At 51.4% G+C, this 22,969-nt stretch carries 19 protein-coding genes and 1 pseudogene; 7 read left to right on the top strand and 13 right to left on the bottom strand.

What is annotated here, in order from left to right; all coding sequences use genetic code 11:
* Positions 1-245 precede the first annotated feature (245 nt).
* Both JUF13_RS08145 and JUF13_RS08150 read left to right on the top strand, forming a co-directional pair.
* Entirely contained in the window at positions 246-725 is a 480-nt protein-coding gene (locus tag JUF13_RS08145) for a PH domain-containing protein (RefSeq protein WP_203639062.1), read from the top strand.
* Positions 712-2,154: a PH domain-containing protein gene (locus JUF13_RS08150; RefSeq protein ID WP_203639068.1), complete on the top strand. Its 1,443-nt coding sequence runs from the start codon at positions 712-714 to the stop codon at positions 2,152-2,154. Before JUF13_RS08145 ends, JUF13_RS08150 begins: the two co-directional genes overlap by 14 nt.
* A gap of 181 nt (positions 2,155-2,335) precedes the next feature.
* On the opposite strand, the gene JUF13_RS08155 is transcribed toward JUF13_RS08150, so the two are convergent.
* The 4 genes from JUF13_RS08155 to JUF13_RS08170 form a co-directional block, all read right to left on the bottom strand.
* A complete protein-coding gene (locus JUF13_RS08155) occupies positions 2,336-3,271 on the bottom strand; it encodes an ABC transporter permease (RefSeq protein ID WP_203639070.1) in 936 nt (311 codons plus the stop codon).
* A 12-nt stretch (positions 3,272-3,283) separates the two neighbouring features.
* Positions 3,284-4,177, bottom strand: coding sequence for an ATP-binding cassette domain-containing protein (locus JUF13_RS08160; RefSeq protein WP_203639072.1), 894 nt, complete (start codon positions 4,175-4,177; stop codon positions 3,284-3,286).
* The gene (locus JUF13_RS08165; RefSeq protein WP_125764762.1) at positions 4,174-4,545 is read right to left on the bottom strand and encodes a GntR family transcriptional regulator; all 372 of its coding nucleotides are present in this window, start codon (positions 4,543-4,545) and stop codon (positions 4,174-4,176) included. The genes JUF13_RS08160 and JUF13_RS08165 overlap by 4 nt, the downstream gene beginning before the upstream one ends.
* Before the next feature lie 679 nt (positions 4,546-5,224).
* Positions 5,225-5,953 carry a DUF975 family protein gene (locus JUF13_RS08170; protein WP_203639074.1) on the bottom strand — a complete coding sequence of 243 codons (729 nt, stop codon included), beginning with the start codon at positions 5,951-5,953 and terminating at the stop codon, positions 5,225-5,227.
* Between the two features lie 513 nt (positions 5,954-6,466).
* Here JUF13_RS08170 and JUF13_RS08175 point away from each other — a divergent pair.
* Positions 6,467-8,182: an aryl-sulfate sulfotransferase gene (locus JUF13_RS08175; protein ID WP_203639076.1), complete on the top strand. Its 1,716-nt coding sequence runs from the start codon at positions 6,467-6,469 to the stop codon at positions 8,180-8,182.
* Positions 8,183-8,279: 97 nt separating this feature from the next.
* On the opposite strand, the gene JUF13_RS08180 is transcribed toward JUF13_RS08175, so the two are convergent.
* Entirely contained in the window at positions 8,280-8,498 is a 219-nt protein-coding gene (locus JUF13_RS08180) for a hypothetical protein (protein WP_203639078.1), read from the bottom strand.
* A gap of 185 nt (positions 8,499-8,683) precedes the next feature.
* Between JUF13_RS08180 and JUF13_RS08185 the strand changes: the two genes are divergently transcribed.
* Positions 8,684-9,625 (top strand): nucleoside hydrolase, encoded by a 942-nt coding sequence (locus JUF13_RS08185; protein ID WP_203639080.1) that lies wholly within the window; start codon positions 8,684-8,686, stop codon positions 9,623-9,625.
* A gap of 127 nt (positions 9,626-9,752) precedes the next feature.
* Positions 9,753-10,694, top strand: a complete 942-nt coding sequence (locus JUF13_RS08190; RefSeq protein ID WP_203639082.1) for a DMT family transporter — start codon at positions 9,753-9,755, stop codon at positions 10,692-10,694.
* Positions 10,695-10,784: 90 nt separating this feature from the next.
* Here JUF13_RS08190 and JUF13_RS08195 read toward each other — a convergent pair whose 3' ends face one another.
* The 5 genes and pseudogenes from JUF13_RS08195 to JUF13_RS08215 all read right to left on the bottom strand — a co-directional run bounded on the left by JUF13_RS08195 (position 10,785) and on the right by JUF13_RS08215 (position 17,454).
* Positions 10,785-11,066, bottom strand: coding sequence for a type II toxin-antitoxin system RelB/DinJ family antitoxin (locus tag JUF13_RS08195; RefSeq protein ID WP_203639084.1), 282 nt, complete (start codon positions 11,064-11,066; stop codon positions 10,785-10,787).
* A 238-nt stretch (positions 11,067-11,304) separates the two neighbouring features.
* Positions 11,305-12,936: an ABC-F family ATP-binding cassette domain-containing protein gene (locus JUF13_RS08200; RefSeq protein ID WP_203639086.1), complete on the bottom strand. Its 1,632-nt coding sequence runs from the start codon at positions 12,934-12,936 to the stop codon at positions 11,305-11,307.
* A gap of 477 nt (positions 12,937-13,413) precedes the next feature.
* Positions 13,414-14,274: an AraC family transcriptional regulator gene (locus JUF13_RS08205; protein ID WP_203639088.1), complete on the bottom strand. Its 861-nt coding sequence runs from the start codon at positions 14,272-14,274 to the stop codon at positions 13,414-13,416.
* Between the two features lie 727 nt (positions 14,275-15,001).
* Positions 15,002-16,201: pseudogene (locus JUF13_RS08210) on the bottom strand (MFS transporter).
* Positions 16,202-16,578: 377 nt separating this feature from the next.
* Positions 16,579-17,454 carry a LysR family transcriptional regulator gene (locus tag JUF13_RS08215; protein WP_203639089.1) on the bottom strand — a complete coding sequence of 292 codons (876 nt, stop codon included), beginning with the start codon at positions 17,452-17,454 and terminating at the stop codon, positions 16,579-16,581.
* Between the two features lie 414 nt (positions 17,455-17,868).
* Between JUF13_RS08215 and JUF13_RS08220 the strand changes: the two genes are divergently transcribed.
* Complete coding sequence (locus tag JUF13_RS08220; protein WP_203639198.1) at positions 17,869-18,882, top strand: YeiH family protein; 1,014 nt, start codon at positions 17,869-17,871, stop codon at positions 18,880-18,882.
* Between the two features lie 83 nt (positions 18,883-18,965).
* On the opposite strand, the gene JUF13_RS08225 is transcribed toward JUF13_RS08220, so the two are convergent.
* Positions 18,966-19,568 carry a cadmium resistance transporter gene (locus JUF13_RS08225; RefSeq protein ID WP_203639090.1) on the bottom strand — a complete coding sequence of 201 codons (603 nt, stop codon included), beginning with the start codon at positions 19,566-19,568 and terminating at the stop codon, positions 18,966-18,968.
* Positions 19,569-19,639: 71 nt separating this feature from the next.
* Here JUF13_RS08225 and JUF13_RS08230 point away from each other — a divergent pair, with 71 nt between their 5' ends.
* The gene (locus JUF13_RS08230) at positions 19,640-19,978 is read left to right on the top strand and encodes an ArsR/SmtB family transcription factor (protein ID WP_203639091.1); all 339 of its coding nucleotides are present in this window, start codon (positions 19,640-19,642) and stop codon (positions 19,976-19,978) included.
* A 42-nt stretch (positions 19,979-20,020) separates the two neighbouring features.
* Here the strand turns inward: JUF13_RS08230 and JUF13_RS08235 are convergent, their stop codons facing one another.
* Together JUF13_RS08235 and JUF13_RS08240 are read right to left on the bottom strand one after the other, a co-directional pair.
* Positions 20,021-20,557, bottom strand: coding sequence for a DUF4179 domain-containing protein (locus JUF13_RS08235; RefSeq protein WP_203639092.1), 537 nt, complete (start codon positions 20,555-20,557; stop codon positions 20,021-20,023).
* A 431-nt stretch (positions 20,558-20,988) separates the two neighbouring features.
* A complete protein-coding gene (locus tag JUF13_RS08240; protein WP_203639093.1) occupies positions 20,989-22,524 on the bottom strand; it encodes a multicopper oxidase family protein in 1,536 nt (511 codons plus the stop codon).
* Positions 22,525-22,969 lie beyond the last annotated feature (445 nt).

A 22,969-nucleotide genomic window follows, 5' to 3' on the forward strand; every position in this document is an offset into this window, starting at 1 on the left:
GGACTTGAAAATGACTCGTCAATCGTCATTTTCACAAACGTAGGCGTGGTTAACCGGTTGACGCCCGACAGGCGTAGTCTTGATCCCTGTTAAAATAATTTTTAAGTGCTCACTCGTCCATCACGTCAAGATATTTACCCCTAAATCCATCCATTCTACCGGACATTTCCGAACCATTTCAGTCAAGGTTGTCAACCATGCGTTGGCTTGATACACTGGGACTATCACAGGGAGGAGTCACACACATGGAACAACCACAAACCCATCAATTACCACCCCGTATCAAGCGTATCTGGGGCTTTAGCGCCCTCGGCAGTCTGCTCGTCTTACTGGTCCTCGACGGTCTGATCTGGCTCGCCTACAAATTCTGGGACTGGCCCCTTTGGCTGGTCATCTTCTTTTTAATCCTAACCGTCATCGAGCCCACGATTGAAACGGGCTTGATTCCCTACCGTTATCGTTTTACCCGCTACCAGATCACCGACCTGGCCGTGGAAATGCAGGCCGGCTTCATTTTCCAAAAGCGCGTCGCCATCCCCATCGCCCGGGTGCAAAACGTCACGCTGAACGCCGGTCCCTTACTGCAGTGGCAAAAATTAACCAAGGTCTCCATCGCCACGGCCGCCACCAGCCACGACATCGAGGGACTAGAATTACCAGAAGCTGAGCGTCTCCGTGAACAAATCATGCGGTTGGCGCAGGAGGCCCGCCATGACCAAGCCTAAGCGCACCCATCCGTTGGGTCTGCTCCAACACATTGCGAAATCATTTAAAGATTATTGGTTTTTAATTATTCTGCTGTTCACCCAGCGTGAGACGGATTCCATCTGGTTTTGGGCCATCATCACGTTACTGGTTATGGCCTTTATCATCGATCCGCTTGCCAAATGGCTGACCCTGACCTACGTGGTCGACCCGGATGCCGTGATCATTCACTCCGGCGTCTTCGTCCGCCATCACGAACACATCCCCTATTCCCGGATTCAAACGGTCCAGAGCAAGCAGTGGTTTTATCTGAAACCGTTTAAATTGGAAGAAGTCCTGATTGAAACCGCCAGCCACGAGGACCGGACGCCGGAAGCCCGCCTCGCCGCCGTTCCAACCAGTGTGGCCGTTGAGATTGAACGCCGTCGGCAAGCCAGTCTGGCGCCAACCACTACCGCCTCGGCAACCAGCGAGGAAACGCCAACCACGGAAACACCTAGTGTCCCAACAGATTTACACTACCAGATCAACAATGGCGATTTGATCAAATTTGGACTCACGTCGCTCATTTTTATTCCGTTTCTGCTGGTACTTCTAGGGCTCTACAACAAGGTTCCGCGGTCGCTGTCTGACCACCTGATTGCGGACGCGAGCCACCTGGCTTTGGCGCTGCTGATTGGTGGCGCCCTGGTCATCATCGTTGTGGCCTGGCTGGGCGCCTTTCTCTGGACGCTGACCCGTTACTACCACTTCGAACTCACGCGTCGCGACGACAACCTCATCACGGCCAAGGGACTATTTCAACGCAACACCATCACCGCCCCACTGAATCGGCTACAGGCCGTCCGCATCAAGCAAAACATCTTGCGGCAGTGGCTGCATCTCCAAACGGTTCAAATCCTGATTGCCTCCAAGGCCGCGAGCGACGATGACGACAATGACCTGGTCATCATGCCGGTCATTCCGACACCGACCGTCTACACCGTCATGCGGCCGTTCATTGACTGGTTGCCCGCCCAACGGCCCGACCTCAGCAAGCTGACCGTCCCCCGGAGCTGGTATCAGATTCGTAATGCCCTGCTCACCGTGGCCGCCCCCGTGGCCCTCCTCTGGTGGCTATTTCCCAGTTGGGGCTGGATCAGCCTCATCTTCCTGCCCATCGCCGTCATGCAGGGACGCTACGCCGCGCACAATACCGCCGGCGATCTCATCACGCCCACGTTGCTAGCCCTGCAGACTGGCCACTTCTGGACCCGCGAGGTCTACTACGTGCCGGTCGATAAGATTCAGTCCATGAAGCTGAAACGTTCCATCTGGATGAAGCGCACCCAGCTCGCGCACCTGACCATTAACGTGCGCCACGGTAACAAGAATCAGTCGATCCATCTGCGTTATCTCGCAGTAGCCGCCGCGAACGACATTTATCAGTGGTACCTGCACCAAGCCTAACTTATTTTGAGTCAAACGAAAAGACGCGATACCTGCCACTAATGACAGATACCGCGTCTTTTGCTGACCACAGCACGTTCCCCAACGCTCTGCGGTTCCCCTTGGCAACCACCCAACTTCCCCAAGCTGGTAGTCACCGATATGACTTGTTTAATTGCCTACTCCGACTCACTCTCTAGCCTTAACTTCTAGACCGTCGTTCGTGCCACTTTGCCATGATGCTAGGCCGCCAAAGCCAGAAATAACCGAAGGCGACCGAGACCAGAAAGGCAATCACGGCGGAGGTGCCGTCGGCCGCGTTCCAAGCATTTAGGAAGGTCACGTACACGACGAACACGATGTATACTGGCACTTTCAACCCCGGGAAGAGTAGGTACTCGCCGTTGTGTTCCAGTGACAGTCGTGGATACAGGTAGGCGCCCCAGACGAACAAAATCAGGGCTGCGACCAGTGAAATACCGGCCCACAACCACGAAAATTGTGTGCTATTGAGACCCATGCCCGTTTTGCCGAAAATACTTTCGACAATATTCATGACGCCCGTTAACGATAATGAAAAACCAATCACGGTAATCGCCAACGCACCCGTTTGCCCAATAATCAACGCGGCAAACCAGCAAATGGCGAAGAACCCAATGGAGCATGCCAAGCCGGACGCCCACGAGGTCAGTAGCCCCGGCCAGGCTAAATGAAAGCCCACGCTTGCCGGAAGACTGACCCAAAAAATACCACACTGAAAAGCTATCGTCAAGGCAGCCACGACAATCGCAGCCCCTAAGCCCATCCCCAGCTTAGTCCAATAGACCCGCCGCCGGGTAAAACCGCTACTGAATAAGAATTGGTTAAAATTGTCCTTCAGGTCGGTATTCATGAGGACAAACCCTAACATCCAGAAGGCAAAGTAGAGCCAAAATGAATAAGCGGAAAATTCATTGGTATCGTAGATCTGCCATTGATTGATCTTGTTGCTGACTAATTCGTGCACGTTGTTTTCATTGCTCAAGGTATGCAACACGACCACCACGTTGGACAGGGCTACCAGTAAGGATAGGCCGCCAATCAGGCCAAATAGCCGCCGGTGACGCCGCCAGATTAACTTGTTTAATTGTTTTTGCAAAGTCTCCGCCCCCTATTTCAGCAGTTGATAACCCGTGTCGTGGGCTAAATTCGCCCGGAACAGGTCTTCCAACGTCAACGGTAATTCTTCAAGCAACACGGGGTCTAGCGCCCGTAATTGCTGGTCGATGGCGTCCGTGTAGTCGGTAATAACGACCACTAACACCCGGCCGGAAACACGAATCAACTGGCTGTGTGCCTTTAAGACGTCCGGAATCGTCTTGTCGCGCAACACCAGTTGAATCTTCTTGGCTGATGCCCGCACGTCTTCCAAATTGTAATCATGGACCAACTTGCTTTCCTTCAACAGTAAGACCCGGTCGCTCAACCCATCCAATTCGTTTAAATCATGAGAGGAGATCAGGAAGCCTTTCTGTTGGTCGGCCACCTCATCAATGACCATCGTCGCAATATTTTCGCGCACGATTACGTCCAATCCATCAAAGGGTTCGTCCAAAATTAGGTAAGTCGCGTTAGAGGTCAGCGCTAAGATCACATTGACCAGCGCCCGCATCCCTTTAGATAACCGGCGATACTGGCTTCCCGCGTTTAGGTCAAAATGACGCAGGAGTTCGGTGTACCGTTGCCGGTCAAATTGCGGATAGACAATGCCAAAGAAATCTGGTAATTCCTTCAAACTATAATTGCTTAAAAAATTGTACTGTGTGTCCAGGAAGAAGACTTCCCGCTGTTTAACGGAAACCTGGGCCAAGTTCTGGTCATCCACCACAACTTCGCCGTGATCCGGCACGTAATGGTTCATCATCGTTCGAAACAACGTGGTCTTCCCCACCCCGTTCCGGCCAACGAGCCCAATGATTTCACCCGGCGCCCATTTGAAACTAATATCGTCGATAATGGATTGCCCATTAATCTGTTTGCTTAATGCTTTCACTTCCAAGGTCATTGTTCTGCCCCCTCATATGCCGCCTTGATCCAGCTCACAACTTCATCGAGCGGGACCCCTAAATATCGAATCTCTGTGAGTAATGTCATTAATTGCTTTTTACTTGCCACGACCTGCGCCGAGTCACCGGCCGCCGTCGTGGTCTCGCGGACGTACGTGCCCTTGCCGTGAACGGTGGTGATGACCTGCTGACTTTCCAACTGCTTATACGCCTTACTGACTGTGTTCGGGTTCAGCTGTTCCTGCCGCGCCATGTCGCGCACGGATGGTAACCGGTCGCCCGGCTGCAAAATGCCTTGGACAATCTGCTGTTTGACCCGGAGAACTAGCTGTTCGTAGTAGGGTAGGCTTGAATCGTTTGTTTGCATGTTTCTTTCACCCCTTGGTGTGTGCCACGTGTCCTGTGTGTACTATTATACCTAGTACACTCGATTTGGCAAGTCCTTTTTTCTTTGTGCCTTTGTTTTCGTTTCGCCTGCGGCCGCCAGACACGGCTACCCTGTGGGGACCGCCTCCAGCCTGAGGAACGGTCTTCCGGCTCGCTTTGAAGCCACGAAGCCCACGTGTCTTCAAAATCGTCCCATGCTGTAAGGCCGGAAAAATCACCGGTCTAACACCATCGACACAGGGATATCCGAATCTGGCTGCCTCCGGCTTCACTGACACTGGCGCAAAGAACGGACTTGCCAAATCAGAGTGGCGTTCTTGCCGGTTTTGCTTGTGTCTTCGAGTTTACGTGGTTGCTAGTTACCACTATGCCAATAAAAAAGGAGGCCTCCGCAGAAGTCTCCTTGTCATTTATACAGTTATGTTCAATCGACGTCCCACTATCGTTAGCCGTTAGGGCGGACCAAATAGACTCAGCCGTGGGAATTCTCTTGGCGACGCAAGCCGGCTAGAGAATTGGTATCTTTGAGATTCGTTCTCTGAGGCTCAAAGTAAGCTGGAAGACCGCCCTTGGGCTTCCGGCGTCCACCCACAGCGTCACGGTCTATTTGGCCCGCCCGGTAAGGCGACCTCAACGACCAGTATGACCAGCCATTTTAGCTAATCCTCATGTTGGGACTCGTCGGTGAATTTCGTGGCGCCTGGTTGGTCCTGTTGACGAACCACCAGCTGGTTGTAGAACTTGGCCCGCGCCATATCGTAGTATGGGTAGACGAACAAGCCAGCGATGTTGAACGTGATGGAGACCAGCAGGAACCAGAGAATGTAGCTTAAGTCCATAATGAACAGGAATGACTTGTTGCCGTCCATCAGTCGACGCGATGCCGTAATCGCTTGGAGCGCCGACATTTGCTCGCCCCGGTCGTACGCGTCACGGTAAATGTAGAAGGCTTGGGAATACGCGTAGGCCTTGATGATGCCGGGGAATACCAGCAGTAACGACCACAGGAAGGTGAAAATCCCGACTAAAATGCTGATGAAGATCCAACCTAAGAAATATTGGCCCTTGTCGAACAGCGCAAAACTGCGTTGAATCGGATTATCCAAGGTTGCTTTGCCCCGATCCAAATCGATCATGGTTAATCGGGCCCCCATCCGCAACATGGCGGCAACGAGGAAGAATAACCCCGCAAACGAGAAGAAGCCATTGAGGCCCATCCCGTTTTCTTCGTTGATGCGTGCCACCCAGTTCATGTCACGGGCGTACATGCTCCCGCCAATCCACTGCAGTGCTAACCATAAAATTGATAATAGCAAATAGAATTTAAAGTTGGTAGTGACCTGTTGTTTGGCCCCCAGCTTAAAGTTTAACCGATCTTGTTTGTCCATGCTTTCTCCTCCCGACGAGTTGCCCCGTCGCAACCGTTGCCCAACAATTTGCTTGCTACGTTAGTGGTCAAAATCCGTTCCCGTCAGCGGGCTCAAGCTGCCCTGCTATGGGGCCGGTTCCAGCCCAAGAGCGGGCTTCCGCCACAGCTGGGCAACTTGGCCCGCCTCTGGTCATTCACACTAGCCTAGTGAGCAAAACGTTGACAGTTTGAATAGCCTTATCCGCCATTCTGCACTTGTCAGCCAACAGTCGCTCTCCATTAATCATTGTTCAACCGAAAAGTTTCCCTATCCAGTTAACGTTGAAGCTAATAATAGTATACAAGATTTTTAGTTTGGACAATAGGAAAACTCCCCCACTAACCGAAATTTCCTGACTCCGACCGCATATTAATTCACACATGGAATCTTTGTTACTATGGGTGCGGTTGTCTTTGACGCAATTAATTGCTAAAATAGCAGGAGCAATTGTTCGTTATTAGCACGGAAAATAGTTAAGGAGTTTGGCATATTATGAAGAAGTTTTGGAAAATCAGTTTGGGTGTTGTGCTCGCACTGGTTGTCATCGGTGGGGCTGGCGCCTACCACGAACGACACAACGTTCGCAAGGTCTTGCTCGTTCACCAGCACTACCACAAGAAAAATGTGCTATCGACCAACCAGATTAAGCTGAATCTGCGGCCCGCCATTTCGACGAAAAACACCACGGCGACCAACAAAATCACCGCTGGCTACCGGCAACAACTGGCGCAGTTAACGCCTGGGGTTGCCCATGCAAAGGTCATCGTCAATCCGTACGAGACGTCCCCCCTTTCCGGTCTGATTCTGGTGAAGACCCAGGCCGCCACGAAGGTAAAGCTCACCGTTCACGGGGATACGCCGAAGACCACGCTGACAAAATATCTGCCCAAGTACCGCACCAATCATGCCATTGGGGTACTCGGCCTCTACGCCAACCGAACTAACCGGGTGACGCTGACATTTACCAAGAAAAATGGGCAAAAGACCTACGCCACGTACACCATGCAAACGGGCAAGGCACCTAAGGAAATCGGCAAGAACACCCTGAAGACCAGCCATCCCAAGAAGATGGCGTTGGGTAAGGGCAATAACCGGCTGACATTTGCCGTCTCCAGCCAAGGCATCACCTATGGCCTGGACGCGCAAGGCAAGATTCGGTGGTACAGCACCAATCTGATCTCCCACGTGTTCAAACGTCTGGCCAACAATCACCTATTGATTCTGACCAAGATTTCCGCGAGCGAGCATAAATATAACGCGCTTCGTGAAACCGACTTCTACGGCCGCGTTTACCGGCAATATAACTTTGAAGGCAAGTTCCCGACGCGGCAGGATCATAGCAAGCTGGAAACCAACACGGTAATCCATCATGATGCCATCGAGTTGCCGAACCACAACCTGTTGTTGACGGTCGACGACGGGAGCAGCAAGTACGTGGAAGACACCATGATCGAGATTGATTACAAGACGGCCAAGATCGTCAAAGTCATTGACCTCAAACGGATTCTTCCCCAATCGGCCTACACCCACTACACGGGGACGAAACGCCCCGACGGCAAGATCGACTGGTTCCACCAAAACTCAATGGTCTACGATGCCAAGAAGGATGAGCTCATCGTCTCCGGTCGAAACCAGGATATGATTTTTGCCATTAACTATAAAACAACGAATTTAAAGTGGATTCTGGCTGCTCCAGATAAGCTGCCAAAGCACTATCAGCAGTATCTCTTACAACCAACCACCCAGAATTACCGCTACAACGGTGGTCAGCACGCGGTCAACATCATTCCGCAACAGACCAAAGGCGATACGATTGGCCTCGAATTCTACGACAACAATGTGCCCGTTACCCGCGGTAAGACCAAGCAATCCAAGAAGTGGTCGGCCGGTGAAATTGTTTCGATCAACCAGCTGGAGCACACGGTTACCAAGACCTGGAGCTTTGGAAAAACGTTGGGTCAACGGAACTTTACCAACATCGTCGGCAGTAGTTACGCTGTCGGGCGCAACAACACCTTGATTGGCTTTGGGTATGCCAGCAACGGGAAACGAAGCGAGTTCGTCGAGGTCAACCGCAAGACGAACCAAATCGTTTTTGACGTGAACCGCACCCATTTCAAACACGGCGACTGGAGCTACCGCGCGCAACGCATGGCGCTGTATCCGGGTAGTGCCTCCGTCGGGCTGAATGAAATCACAACGAAATAACTAAAAAATGCGCGCCACCTGTCAGTTTTTTGACGGTGGTACGCATTTTTTTATTGGGCCCTTACCGATAAGCCGGCCACAATTGGGCTAATGTTCGTTAATTGCTACTACTGCTACTTTGTTCCGGCATGCCACTAGGCTTACCGGATGGCCGATTTTTCATGCCTTTCGGGGCATTTTTTAATTGCGTTGTTTGTGCGGATTTAGCTTGCTGTTGGCCCAGCATGTAGCCCATCCCGCCACCACCGGCAAAGAGGATAACTCCTGCTACAAATAGTGCTAACCAATGTTTAGGCCCTTGACGGACTGATTTCATCCCGTACTCATCCTTTCGATTAACCACTTGTTCGTTAACCTGTTTATAAGTATACGAAAGTTTCCTTAACCCTGGCTAAATTAATTCGGAAACGCCCTTGCAATTCAGTGGCCGGTCCGGTAGAATATGAACCATTGAAGAACCAACCAATTATAATGTTCGTAATAAGAGGGAGCGATTGTGCCATGCGTAATGTTTATTTCAATCATGACGGTAGTGTCGACGATTTAGTTTCTTTATTGTTACTGCTGCAAATGCCCGACGTTCATCTGACCGGCGTGGGGGTTGTCGGCGCTGATTCTTACCTGGAACCCGCAATGGCGGCTAGTCGTAAGATCATAGACCGGTTTGGCCACGGCGCCCAACTAGACGTGGCGGCCTCAGACTCCCGCGGCGTGCATCCCTTCCCTAAGGAGTGGCGGCTCGATGCCTTCAGTCTCGACGCCCTTCCCATTCTGAACGAAGCGGGAACCATCACCACCCCAGTGGCGGCCAAGCCCGCTCACTTAGATTTGATTGACAAACTCAACCAGACTGACGGCCAAACGACGCTGGTCATGACCGGTCCCTTGACTGACTTGGCCCGGGCCATCGCCCTAGAACCCGGCATCACCGCTAAGATCGACAAGCTTTATTGGATGGGTGGGACCTTTGATGGTCGCGGCAACGTTGCCGAACCCGAACAAGACGGTACGACTGAGTGGAATGCCTTTTGGGATCCGGAAGCCGTTAAAACGGTTTGGGATAGCGACATTGCCATTCAAATGGTCGGCTTGGAAAGTACCCGTCAAGTGCCCTTGACCCCTGCCATCCGCCAAAATTGGGCCTTACAACGGCAACACCCGGCCATTGATTTCATTGGCCAAGGTTACGCCTTGGTTCCTGCCCTTCAACACTTTGAAACGAACTCAACGTACTTCCTGTGGGATGTTCTGACGACGGTTGCCAGCGAATCCCCAGCCATCGTCACGACTAAGCAGGTCACCAGTGACGTCCTCACCACCGGCCCTGGTCGCGGTCGGACCTTTGAAACCCCAGCGGGTCGTCCCGTCACGCTGGTCACCACGGTCGATCACGACGCCTTCTTCAAACGAATCGATGAACTGGCGATTTTAGCCGATAAATAAGCTATACTAAGGGAGTGGTCAACGGACTACTCCTTTTTTTGTCGCATTAATTTCAGTTGCGTTGACTCTCTACATAAGTCGCGGTTAACCACAACTATCATGAAAATGTCTTTGAGGAGGAAAAATTATGCTTCCCATCACCATCGGTATCGTTATTGGTATCATCCTGTCGCTTCAAAGCGCTGTAAATTCTCGGTTGCGGAGCTTCATTGGCTCACCCTATCAAGCCTCCTTCGTGTCCTTTACCATTGGCACACTCTTCTTGGCCGTGGTGATGCTGGCTAGCCGCGAATCTTTAGGTGTCTCTGGAAATATCTTTGCCACGCAGCCTTGGTGGATTTGGATTGGCGGTCTCTTGGGCGTTATCTTTTTAACCACCAACATTCTCCTCTTCCCCCACATCGGCGGGGTTCAAACTGCTATTATGCCAATTTTGGGCCAAGTCTTCATGGGATCCATCATCGATAATTTTGGCTGGTTCAACTCCACCCAGCAACCTTTGACCTGGGTAAGGGCCACGGGCTTGCTGCTAGCGTTGGCTGGTATCGTCATCACCGTCGCTCTGCCAGACATTCTTCGGCGCCGAGCTAATGGTCAATCCGATGCTGCTAGCGCTGGTAACCCGTGGCCCTGGCGGCTACTAGGCATCTGTACGGGGGCGTTAGGTGCTATGCAGACGACCATCAACGGCCGGCTGGGACTGGCCCTGAACTCGGCGCTCCACGCCGCCTTCATCTCATTTCTAGTCGGGGCCCTCTGCCTCTTCTTCATTGTCCTGGTCGTCAATCACGGCTTCCAGGAAATCAAGCGGGCGACTGGTCACGGTAAGCCTTGGTGGATCTGGATTGGCGGAGCCATGGGCGGCATCTTTGTCCTGGGAAACGCCTATCTGGCGCCCATCATCGGGACCGGCCAAACGGTGGTCTTCGCCCTACTCGGCCAGATTGCCGGTGGTTTGCTGGTCGACCAATTCGGCCTGCTGGGGGCCAAACGCAAGCCCGTCGTGGCCGTTCAGTTACTTGGCCTGTTGATTCTCATCGGCGGGGTCGTTTTGATTCGATTGTTCTAAATAACGACGTCAAAAACAGGTAGCACGCGGACTGATCCGGGCGCTACCTGTTTTTAACTACTCACTATCTGTTCAGCTGATTGACCTAGTCTACAAATCCTTCCAATCCTGCCACAACGCCTCCACCGCCGCCAACGATTGCGTATCGCCAGTAGCCTTTTCCCGCGCAAGTTCCGACTGTAATTGCTCCTTGCTGAGTTCCAAGTCGAAGGGCAAGTCGTGGTCCGTGACTGATTGCTGTAAGAACAGGTGAATAGCCGTCGTCAGGCTCATCCCGTATTGTTGATAAACTGCCGCCGCATCCCGCTTTAATTGCGGGTCTAACGCCAAGTCAAGGTGCTCTGGTTGTGTGGGTTCATTTAATTTTGTCATAATTACGCTCCTTTATGATTTACGTCTAACCGCCACCTACGACCCCAAGGTAACATGCACTTATAGGGTCAGACAATGGTTATCGTTTTAGGCCCTATCGCCATTAAGACGCTAAATGATTAGTCGATAAAATGTCCCTAACCTCTTGACCACCTGCACGACAAAAAGGACGCCGACCCATCCCCCTTACCTTCAGCGGCAAGTGGCATGGGTTAGCGTCCTTTATTTTAATTAAACTTTATTCAGCGTCGTACAGCTTAGCAACTTGGTCCTGAACCTGTTTGTGGCCCAAGAATTCGTCGTAAGTCGTGTCGGCTCGGTCAACGATGCCCTTTGGTGACACCTCAATGATGCGGTTGGCAATCGTTTGAATGAACTCGTGGTCATGGGAAGTAAACAGGATACTGCCACTGAACCCAACCAGACTGTCGTTCAACGCGGTGATGGATTCCAAGTCCAAATGGTTGGTTGGATCATCCAGCAACAGCACGTTGGCCTTGCTCAACATCATCTTGGAAAGCATGGCCCGAACTTTTTCGCCCCCGGACATCACGTCAACTTCACGGTTCACGTCGTCTCCAGAGAACAGCATCTTTCCTAAGAACCCACGGAGGAAGGTGTTGTCACTTTCTTCCTTGGAAGCAAACTGACGTAACCAGTCGATCACCGTCATTTGGTTTTCGGCAAAGTAGTCGTTCACGTTCTTTGGTAGGTAGGTCGTGCTGGTCGTTTGACCCCAGACCACGTTACCGCTGTCTGGTTCCATTTCGCCGGCAACGATTTGCATCAACGTCGTGGTCGTCACGTCATTACGGCTGATAAAGGCGGTCTTCTCGCCCGGCCGTAACGTGAAGCTCACGTCGTTTAAAATCGTCACGCCATCGATGGCCTTGGACACGTGTTCCAGGCGCACCAGGTCGTTCCCCAATTCACGTTCTGGATTGAACTTGATGAAGGGGTACTTCCGTGAGGATGGTTTGATGTCATCCAGCGTGATTTTTTCCAGTTGCTTCTTCCGCGACGTTGCCTGCTTAGATTTCGAGGCGTTGGCACTGAACCGGGCCACGAATTCTTGCAGCTGCTTGATTTGGTCGGCCTTCTTAGCGTTGGCGTTGGCCTTCAATTGGGCGGCCAATTCGCTAGATTCCATCCAGAAGTCGTAGTTCCCAACGAACAGCGTAATCTTCCCAAAGTCCACGTCACACATGTGCGTGCAGACCTGGTTCAAGAAATGCCGGTCATGGGAAACAACGATGACGGTGTTTTCGTAATCAGCCAGGAAGTTTTCCAGCCAGCTAATCGATTGGACATCCAACCCGTTGGTCGGTTCGTCCAACAGTAAAACGTCGGGATGACCGAACAAGGCTTGGCCCAACAGGACTTTCACCTTTTGGGGTTCCGTCAGTTCACTCATTGGCACTTGGTGGAGTGATTCGTCGATGCCCAAAGCCTGTAACATTTGGCTCGCTTCGGCTTCGGCTTCCCAACCGCCCATTTCACCAAATTCACCTTCCAGTTCAGCGGCCCGAATCCCATCTGCGTCGCTAAAATCTGGTTTCATGTAAATGGCGTTCTTTTCTACCATGATATCGTAAAGTTTCTTGTGGCCTTGAATGACCGTGTCCATGACCAAGTTATCTTCAAAAGCAAAGTGATCTTGGTTCAAGCTGGACATCCGCTCGTTTGGTCCCATTGAAACGTTCCCACTAGTTGGCTTTAATTTGCCTTCGATGATTTTCAGGAACGTGGACTTCCCAGCGCCGTTAGCGCCAATGACCCCGTAGCAGTTACCTGGGGTGAACTTGAGATTAACATCGTCGTAGAGCTTCCGGTCGGAGAACTGCATACTGACATTATTGACGGTTAACATGAACGATACCTCCTGTATTTGCGTGTAAAAAACCAACGTGTCAGGTTAGCGGCGACGTTGGCTTCAACTCATATTCGTTATGACATGTTAGCGTAGTTTACCATAAATCCTACTGACAAGCAACGTATCCGCTGGGCTCTTGAACATAAACTCTATGTGGTGGACTAGTCCGTTCCCGGCGGCGGATTCAAGATGCCCTGCTGTGGGGAACGGTTCCAGCCTAAGGAGCGGGCTTCCACCTCGGCTTGAAACCTCACTAAGGTTCGCGAGTTTCCAAGGCCGTCCCGTGGTCTAAACTGAGAAGCCCCCTCAGTTAAGACCACCGACACAGCTGGTCATCTTGATCCGCCTCTGGTCACTCACATTGTCCATGCAAGCTTATGTTCACCACGGAACGGCCAACACATTTTTCCTTCGCCAGTCAGAAGATTTTTTGCCTCCATGCTTTGATTTTTCAATTTCAAAAATGCGCCCCACCTACGACCAGGACTGTTCCGCCGCATACTTTTCGCGGTAAGTCTTGGGCGTCATTTGGTAGCGTTGCTTGAAGGTGACGAAGAAGTTTTTTTCCGTGCGGAACCCGGTCTTCATGGCAATGCTCTGGATAGATTCCTGCGACGTCATTAGGAGCTGGGTGGCGCGTTCCAAACGAATTTGCCCCAGGTAGACCTTGGGGGAAACTCCCATGTATTCCTTGAAGTAACGGGAAAAGTAAACGCTGGAATAGTTCAGCTGTTCCGCCATTTTGGCAATCGAAACCGCCTCGCCGTAGTTGTTTTGAATCTCGGTAACGGCTTGACGCAATGGGTCTGGCAACGGCAACTGGTCGCTATTGACTTGTCCGTTAACCGTCAAGTGCTTTAACAACTGACCCACCAATTGATATTCTGCACCTAAGCTGGCTAGATAGTCTGCACGCTCATCCGGTTCCATCACCGCATTAGTCGCCAGTGTGTGGACCGACCGTGCCAGCTCCTGATACGGCTCTGCGCGCAGGTCTAAGTCCAATGGCCCCCAAATGGGTAGCTGTTCATTGGCCACCACGTTCCGGAGCCAAGCCTGTGGTAACAGTAACGTGATGATTTGATCTTCCTCGTCTAAGAAAGTTTCATAACTGTGGACAACCTCAGAATTGACCACGTACAAGTGTTCCTCGGTCAATTCATACGACGAGCTCCCGATATGTACGGTGCCCGGGTGTCCCCGATAGGCATAGGCCAATTCAACGGCTTGGTGCCAATGTGGCAAAACCATTTTCGGTCCACCGGTGCCGTGCGAAATCACCCGCAGTGGCAATACAGTAGTAAAATCTAAACGTTCATGATACGGCCGTGGCATTCCAGATACCCCCATTTCTGTCCTTTCGGCTGAGATATACCAATTTAACGTACTCTTTACACATAAGCATACCACGTCCGAAGAGAATAAGGTTAAATTTAGTAATCCAATCATCAGATTACGGGATTATAGATTTGTGTTCCCCCCGATATAATGAACTTGTAACATCCGGATGGGCGTTAAAAAGTCTTGTATCTGACCATTGACCGGATTCGATGATTATCGGTTTAGTATTTAAGGGGAAATACCTAACCGACCGTCCACCCACCTGGAATGATTTGGGCCGTAACCAAATCATTCTCCTATAGAAAATCAGACCGCAAAGTTCCGTCGTTGTGGGGGCAACGGCCGAACCGGCAACACTTCCAACGTGTTCGTCTGATTTTCCCAGTCGTTTCTGGGGGGAAACGACCGAGAAAATCACCAGTAGGATAGGTATTGGCCACCGGAGTCTTTGGGGGAAACAGTAAAGCCACGTCTTGGGGGACGTGGCTTTTTTGCGTTTTGGACTAGCGAAAATGGGTGGCGATTGTCGTTCCCGGCGGTGGGCTCAAGATGCCCCGCTGTGATTCGCCTCTGGTCACTAACATTGCACACCTATTCTTGCTAGCCACACGACTTCTGACAGCTTATAACTATGATTCCCCTGTCCTAAGCATATTGCTAAGACTTGCTAACTATGCCATTCAAAAAGGTCAATCCACAATCGGATTGACCTTTACTTTATCTATTCTGTTGATTGGTTCGGTCGCAAACTTTCCGGCCGTTTCAGTAGGAATGCCATTAAGTAGGAGACAATCAGGAAACCAGCCACGACCAGGTATGGCACGTGCGTGTTCCAGTCGAGGAGCATCCCCGACATGATTGGCCCAACGATGTTCCCGATACTGGTCAGAGACATGTTCAGCCCGTTGATCAGGCCTTGGTCGGACTCGCTGGCCTTCGTCAGTAGCGTGGTAATCGCTGGCCGTAAGAGATCGAACGCTGAGAAAATAACCAACGTGGCAATCATGACCTCAATCTTGGTGTGCGCTTGCGTAATCCAAATCGTACAGATGGCTGCCAAGAAGAAGCACATCCGAATGACCCGGCGCTCGCCAAATTTGCTAACGAGCGTGTCAAACATGGCCACCTGCAGGAACAGGGAAATCAGTCCGTTTAACGTCAAGACCAACGCAATGTTGCTCAGACTAAAGTTAAACACTTCGTTCACGTAGATGCTGTAGATACTTTCAAACCCTTGCAGGCCAAAGGAGGAGACCAAGATCATCGTAAATAAGATGATGATGGGCACCGTCCAAAACGCCCGGGTCATGGGGTGAGCGGAAGGCTGCGCGTCCACCGCTGGTTCCTCAACGACGCGGTTGGTTTCGACGTCATTTGGCAAGAGGCTAATCAGGACGACGGCACTGATCAGGCCTAACGCACCGGCCACCCAAAACGGCGTCTTGTAACTGATACCGGCTAAGATTCCCCCGATACCAGGGCCTAAGATCAGGCCCCCACTAAAGGCCGCCGACAACCAGCCGATAACCTTGGCCCGTTGCCGTTTCGTGGTAATGTCGGACGCTAACGCCATCGCGGTTGGCACAACCATCGCGGCGGACAGGCCCCCAATCAGTCGGGAGATGTCGAAGACCTACAGGTAGTTGGTCAGGGCAAACAGGACTTCGGAGACCATGAATAAAATCAGGCCCGCCGTCAGAACTGGCTTCCGACCAATCCGATCGGACAATCGCCCAATCAGGGGTGACGCCACGAACTGGGCGAAGGCAAACAGGGCATTCATAATCCCCATGTCGGTTGCGGTTAAATGTAACTCGGTTTTCAAGAATGGCATGACCGGAATGATCAAACTGATTCCTAAACACACTAGAAATTCACTAAAGATTAAGATAAAAATGGCCCGTTTCGTTTTTTTCGTCACGGTGGCTCACCCCTTCTCTGAGATTTTGACAACAATATTATAATAATAACAATATTTAATGACAGTTGTCTAATCTTACGCTCAAAGAATAACGGGTGCAACCTTTATTTTATGAATGTTTGCAACGCCTACCGGGTGGTGAAAATGAGATTGGAACGCGGTGGGCAGGACGTTCAGAGCCAAAGTGCGGTCTCTGAACTCGCTTTGAGCCTCAAAGGTCGAGTCTCAAAGTCGCCATTTGCTAGGCTCTGCCCAGCAAATCCCACGGCTGAACTCATTTTCACCACCCTCCCGGCTAACATTGATTTACCCCAGTAGCCGATTGCCACCGTTCAATTCAGAAAAAATCAGATTTTCTAAGTTGTCTAGCTGCTCCATTACCCCAGTGCCTTAGCCCAACGTTGGTAGTTCGCCGCGAAGACACTGTCGCGGGCGTAGACCACGTCCAAGTCGTGTAACAGGTGACCGGCCGGTAAAGGTAGGACCTTCAGCTGTCCACTGGTCAACTCGTCAGCCACGACCGAGCGGTAGACAAAACTGATGCCCGCGCCTCGTAGTAGCAATTGCCGGATAGCCGCTGGATTATTGACGGTAATCAACTGACTGAATTCAGCTAATGTGACGTTGGCCGCCTGAGCCAGACTGATCAGGATTTCCCGGCTGCCGGACCCCTCTTCCCGGACTAGTAGTGGATATGCCGTGAGGTCGTGCCAGCTCACGGCCGACTGCTGGGTGACGGGTTGATCTGCGGCAATGACCCCCACGAAGGGTTCCTCCCGAACAATTTGATAGTCGTAGCGGGTCTTGTCAAAGTTCCCTTCAATTAAGGCAAAGTCGCTGGTCCCCTCATCGATGGCCGTCAACGCCGCCTGCGTATTGGTCACCTGACAGGTCACTTGCCGGTAATCCGCTTGCTCTTGTAGCAGCCGAATCAATTGGGGTGCGAGAAATTCACTCAGCGAAAGGGTCGTACTAAAGGTGAGTTGCCGTTGCGCCTGCGGATGCTGGAGACTGGCAACGACCTTGCCCGCCTGTACCTGGACCCGCTGCACAAAGGCGGCCAGCTCTTGTCCCGCTGGCGTAATGGTCAAATGTGGCCGTTCGTAGTGCACCAACTCCACGTTTAGTTCCGTCTCCAAACTTTTGATCTGTTGCGATACGGCCGGTTGCGTAATAAATAACTGCCGCGCCGTTTGCGTATACGATTTAGTCTGCACCAGAACTAATAACGTTTGATAGCGATTATCTAACATCAGAACACCTCCAAGTTGCCTTTATTATAAGTTGAATTTATAGCGTTATTAAATATCACAATTTTATCTTATAACGAGTTTCCAGTAAACTATTACTTGCTTAATAAGAACGGCAATCCAGCCGAAACCGGCGATAGGATTGCCTTAACGATAGCTACATAATTTGCAGCCGTGAGTGACCAGAGGCGGATCAAGGTGACCAGCTGTGTCGATGGCCTTAGCTGAGTGAATTTCTCAGCTTAGACCATGGGGCGACCTTGGAGACTGGTGGTTTCCCAGGCTCCAAGGCGAGCTGAAGGACCGCTCCTCAGGCCGTAAGCGTCCCCCACAGCAGGGCGCCTTGAATCCGCCGTCGGGAACGCACACTTGCAAACCATATTTGAGGAGGAGTTTCATTTGGATATTCGAGCAACGATGGCGACGCGCAGCTTCTGGGGTGCCGCCGGCCTAACCTTAATCTGCGCCGTCGCCGGCAGTGAGCTGGCCCAACTGCCTTACCTGAACTTAGTCGGTGCCCTGGTCATCGCCCTCCTGCTGGGCATGGCGCTCCAACTAGCACCGCGTGCGGTCAACGCCAATCGCGCCGGTATTGGTTTCATCAGTAATAAATTTCTGCGTTTAGGGATTATTCTCTTAGGGTTCAAATTGAACCTGATTCAACTCGCTCAAGCTGGCGTCAAGACGATTACCCTGGCCGCCGTCGTGGTCACCGGGATGGTGCTTCTAACCTACAACCTCAGCCGTAAGCTCGGCGTCGACCGGGAGTTGGCAATTCTCACCGCTACTGGGACCAGCATCTGTGGGGCCGCCGCCGTGATGGGCGTGTCACCGCAAATCAAGGTGAGTCCAGAGAAGGCCGAACGTCAACGTGAAAATGAAGTTCTGGCCGTAGCCATCGTCGCTATTTTAGGAACGGTCTTTACCCTGATTGAAATCGGGTTGAAACCCCTGCTCCACCTGACTGCCGTCCAATTCGGCGTCATGACAGGAGGATCACTGCACGAAATTGCCCACGCCGTTGCGGCCGGGAGTGCGGGTGGTCCGGTCAGTTTAGACACGGCCATCATTACCAAGTTATCACGGGTCCTATTGCTGGCACCCGCCGCCCTCATCATTGGCTGGTGGTACCAAAAGCAAGCGGCCGGCACCACGACCAATGACGGCCCCACCAAGCTGCCAATTCCTTGGTTTATGGCCGGCTTCCTATTGACCAGTGTCATCGGCACCTGGATTCCGTTGGGCACCGCTGCGTTAGCCGCCTTGGTCAAATTGGCCTACATCTTCTTGGGCATGGCCATGGCTGCCCTGGGTATGAGCGTCAACTTCCGCGTCATTTTCCAGCGCGGGGGCAACGCCTTCCTCGCAGCCACACTGTCGTCCGTCGTCCTGTTAACCGGTGTGACGATCGCCAGCAAATTGTTCTTCTAGCCACTTTTTTACCTGACAACACAATTAAAGCGACGCCCACTAAATTGCGGGTGTCGCTTTTTTTCATGAAGGCTGTTCCGCTATCACAGGGCTAACAAATGCTGGAACGTCCCACTGTCCCATAGAATGTACAGCCCAATCAGGATGTACACGGCAATCGTGATGTAGCGCCCTTCCTTTTCCAAAACCTCTGCCACCTTGGGCAGACAGGCCAAACGATACCCGATTTCCCAGAAAATCACGACCATCACCGCAAACGTCAGCAAGATTAGCGGTATCGTGGCTGGCGCGACCGTGGTGAAGAGTGGCACATAAATGCCCACGTTATCCGCGCCACAGGTTGCCATGGTAATCAACGCGACACTGCCAATCAGACGTTTCGGATCAGCGACCTTGGCCGCGATGGCGTCGGTATCATCGTCATCCCCGGCCACCCAGAGCTTGATTCCCAAGAAAATTGGAATCAATCCCAGAAAACCCAATAACCACGGTGCGGGCACGAAACCCAGAAAAAACGCGATGGCTAACGAGCTCCCGACCAGCACAATTGTCCCTAAAAAATCCCCGATTAGGACCAGCCAGCGGTCTTGGTGCTTTACGCGGCCGAAGATTACCATTAGAATAATTAAGTAGTCTAACCCGGTGGAGATGTACGCCGTCACCCCGGTTAAAATCGTCTTCATCATGAACTCATCCCCTTACACATGTTATCTGTAACATATGTTATCACGTTCATATGAAAGGAGCAAGCTTTTTCATGGCAGATATTACCGAAAATGTGCATTTAATCACTGAACCCGCACTTGGCGCATCCCAGGACATTTTTAAATTATTAAGCAATACGACCCGTTTGCAAATTCTCTACTTACTGGAACAACAGGAACTCAATGTCAGCGAGCTCAGTACCCTACTGGGAGCGGAACAATCCGTGGTCTCCCACCAGTTGGCCATGCTTAAAAAGGAACAGTTAGTCTCCTCACGTCGCGTGGGCAAACAGAGTTTTTACCAACTCGATGACCCGCATATTTTAGATATCGTTAACGAAACCCTGGCGCACGTGGATCACGTGTTGCGCGGGAAAACGCATGGTCATTAAAACCGTTTGGAATGGACGTTCCAAACGGTTTTTTGTTTGCGATTATAGGTTTTTACGTTCTCCCTTGAAGTAATGATTGCCGTACTTCTTGGCCAAATGCTTGCTATGATAGCCATGACCATCAGTCCAAGCCTCAACACCACTAGCCATCTGCAAGATTGCGCGTTTGTGTCCGTTTAGTTTATGGGTTGCTTTCCGATAGGAGCTACCATAACCTGAACTTTGATACCATCCCATCACGTTTACCCAACGTTCCTTATTACTATGAATCATCATTCCAGCTGTAACCCAAGATGGATGCTTCATATTGGCGTAATTTTTGACAACATAGGTTACCTTTCGTGAGTGTAATCGATTTACATGGCCATCTACGATGAATTTTTTAGCTGTGATTTTAATCTGAGACATTTTATGATCCTGATAACTATACCAAGTCCCCCGAATGCTCTTGGGAAAAGTCTTCATTGTTCTTCGCGTCTTAGCAAAGGCCACCTGATTCGATGAACTCGTCATCATTCCTACCCCGAATATCATTGACAAAACTAGAACCACTAAAATGCCACGTCGTTTCAACTTCATGAAATCTCCTCCAAATATTTGTTTACTACGGCGTATATTATCCGCTAAGTATTATTCGTATTCAATATTATTTAGGATAGATTTCATTTTCACTACGGTAATTTGCCTGTTGCTGATTGTTCTGTCTAACCCCGTTAACCTTGCTCTCGCCAGTATATCCGGAAACTTGCGGCTTCTGAAACGTGCTACACAGGGCAGGTCCCTGCGCTTAGAAAAATAAGGTGCCCTACTCGGCCTTGCTTTTACTGGCCCCTCTGTCTAAACCCGTCAACTTTGCTCTCGCCATTATATCCGGAAACTTGCGGCCTCCGAAACGTGCTACGCGAGCCAGGTTCTTCCGCTTAGAAAAATAAGGCGTCCCTGTCCGGCATAGCCGAACAGGGACGCCTTATTCCTCTAATGCTCGGAACCTAAACGGCTCGCTCCGCACTCTACATCTTCATACCCATTTTCTCATAAGAACTCATCCCAGGCAGCTTCAAGTCCTTCACGTCAATTCCGCGTTCTTCTGCGACCGCGTTCATTAACGTATCCATATCCATCAGCTTGTACGTCTGTGGATGGTCTGGGTCGTAAGCCTCAATCTGCGCCATCATGCCACCGTCTTCGTGTTCGATGATGTGACAATGGTACATGTAGACCCCGGTGTGCTCGAACCAAACCTTGATCCGAACCGTTTCACCTGGGTTGACACCGACCGTATCCTTCAAACCGTGTTCGTTGGCATAAGGTTCGTGGCCGTTCCGTGACAGCACTAGGAACTGGGTCCCGTGCATGTGGAACGGGTGAACCATGCCGGCGTCCATGTCGTTGGTGTTGGTAATATCCCAAAGCTCAACGTTGCCAACCTTTTGCCGGGCGTCGATCCGTTGCATTTCAAATTTCTTCCCGTCCATCATGACGGCCTCATCCATTCCGGACATCACGACCTTGCGGACTGGCGTATCAGGCGTCACGTCTGGGTTTGGAATGTCGACCAGGTGATCTGGCAACTGGGTGTCGTCCGTTTCAAAATCGTGGACCCGGAAACGAACCAACGGCACATCATCGCTGTACAGCGTAACGGTGTGGCCCGGGGTCACCTTGCCAAAGTCGACAATGATTTCGGCCCGTTCCGCACAGGTCAGCATCAAATGGGTGAATTCAACGGGTTCTGGCATCACGCCACCATCGGAAGCGATTTGCGTAAATGGTAGGTCATCGCTAAAGTGTAACCGCCATTCACGCCGGTTGGCGCCGTCTAAAATCCGTAAGCGTAGCCGTTGCGTGGTGACATCAAAGTAAGGATTGATGGTCCCGTTGATCATGGCTGTTGGCCCTTGAACGCCATCTGGATCGTAGTCGGCTTCGTAATCCCACTGATTATCTTCGTGGAAACGGCGGTCTTGCAAAACCAACGGAATGTCATCGACCCCATAGTTGTGGGGGAACGGCAATTTGGCTTCCGTTTCATCCGTGACCAGCGCTAAGCCAGCCAGGCCGTGCCAAACTTGTTCCGCCGTTGATGGGCACGGATGCGCGTGTAACCACAGCGTGGCGGCTGGTTGGTCAACCTTGAAATCAATGTGGCGGGTCTTCCCGGGATAAACGGGGGCGTGGCAACCGCCATCGGTATAAGGGCCGGGAACGTTCAACCCGTGCCAGTGGAACGTGGTCAGTTCAGGAAGTTCATTTTTCAGATCAATATGCATGGTCTTACCCTTGGCAAAAACAATCGTTTGCCCCAACAAAGAGCCATTGTAGCCCCAAGTCTTGGTCTTCTTACCAGGCAATAACTGAGTTTCACCGGTCTGGGCAACGACCGTGTAGTAAGTATCGGTCGGCGTTTCCTTATCCGGCTTCAAAAGAGGTGGCACCCGCAGCGGTTGTTGCGGCACATCGGGTTCCTCCAGTGGCACATAGCCCCCATCATGCGTGTTATAAGCTGTCTCATCAAAGAAATAATCAGTATGGATTGATTCTGTCATTTTTCGGACTCCTCTTCGATTATTTAAGCAGATGTTTCTGCCTCAATGATACCGCATTCACCAAAGAAGAAAAAGTCTCCACTCACGAACGCATCCGTTCCAACCTGAGAAACAATTGGCAACTGAAAAAGCACCCAGACCAGTTCGGCCTAGATGCTTCATTTGCGTTATTAAATTATTTGTAAAAGGTGATTCCTAAAAGAACACCCCGTCAGCAATCTAGTTTTTCACGATTGGAACAACTGGAACAAGCGACTGACCCGGAACGTTAGCCGGAGGTGAGTAGCTATGGAATCCCGTGTCGATGGTGTTAGGTCGGTTTTTCCGACCTTACAGCATGGAACGTCCGTAAGACTCACGTTTTTGGTGAGGCTTGCAGGCGAGGCTGAAGACCGCTTTTCGGCTTCAGTCGTGCCCCACGGGCTGGAATAGCTACTCACCGCAG

It is taken from the genome of Levilactobacillus wangkuiensis (assembly GCF_016861605.1).
Lineage (GTDB): Bacteria > Bacillota > Bacilli > Lactobacillales > Lactobacillaceae > Levilactobacillus > Levilactobacillus wangkuiensis.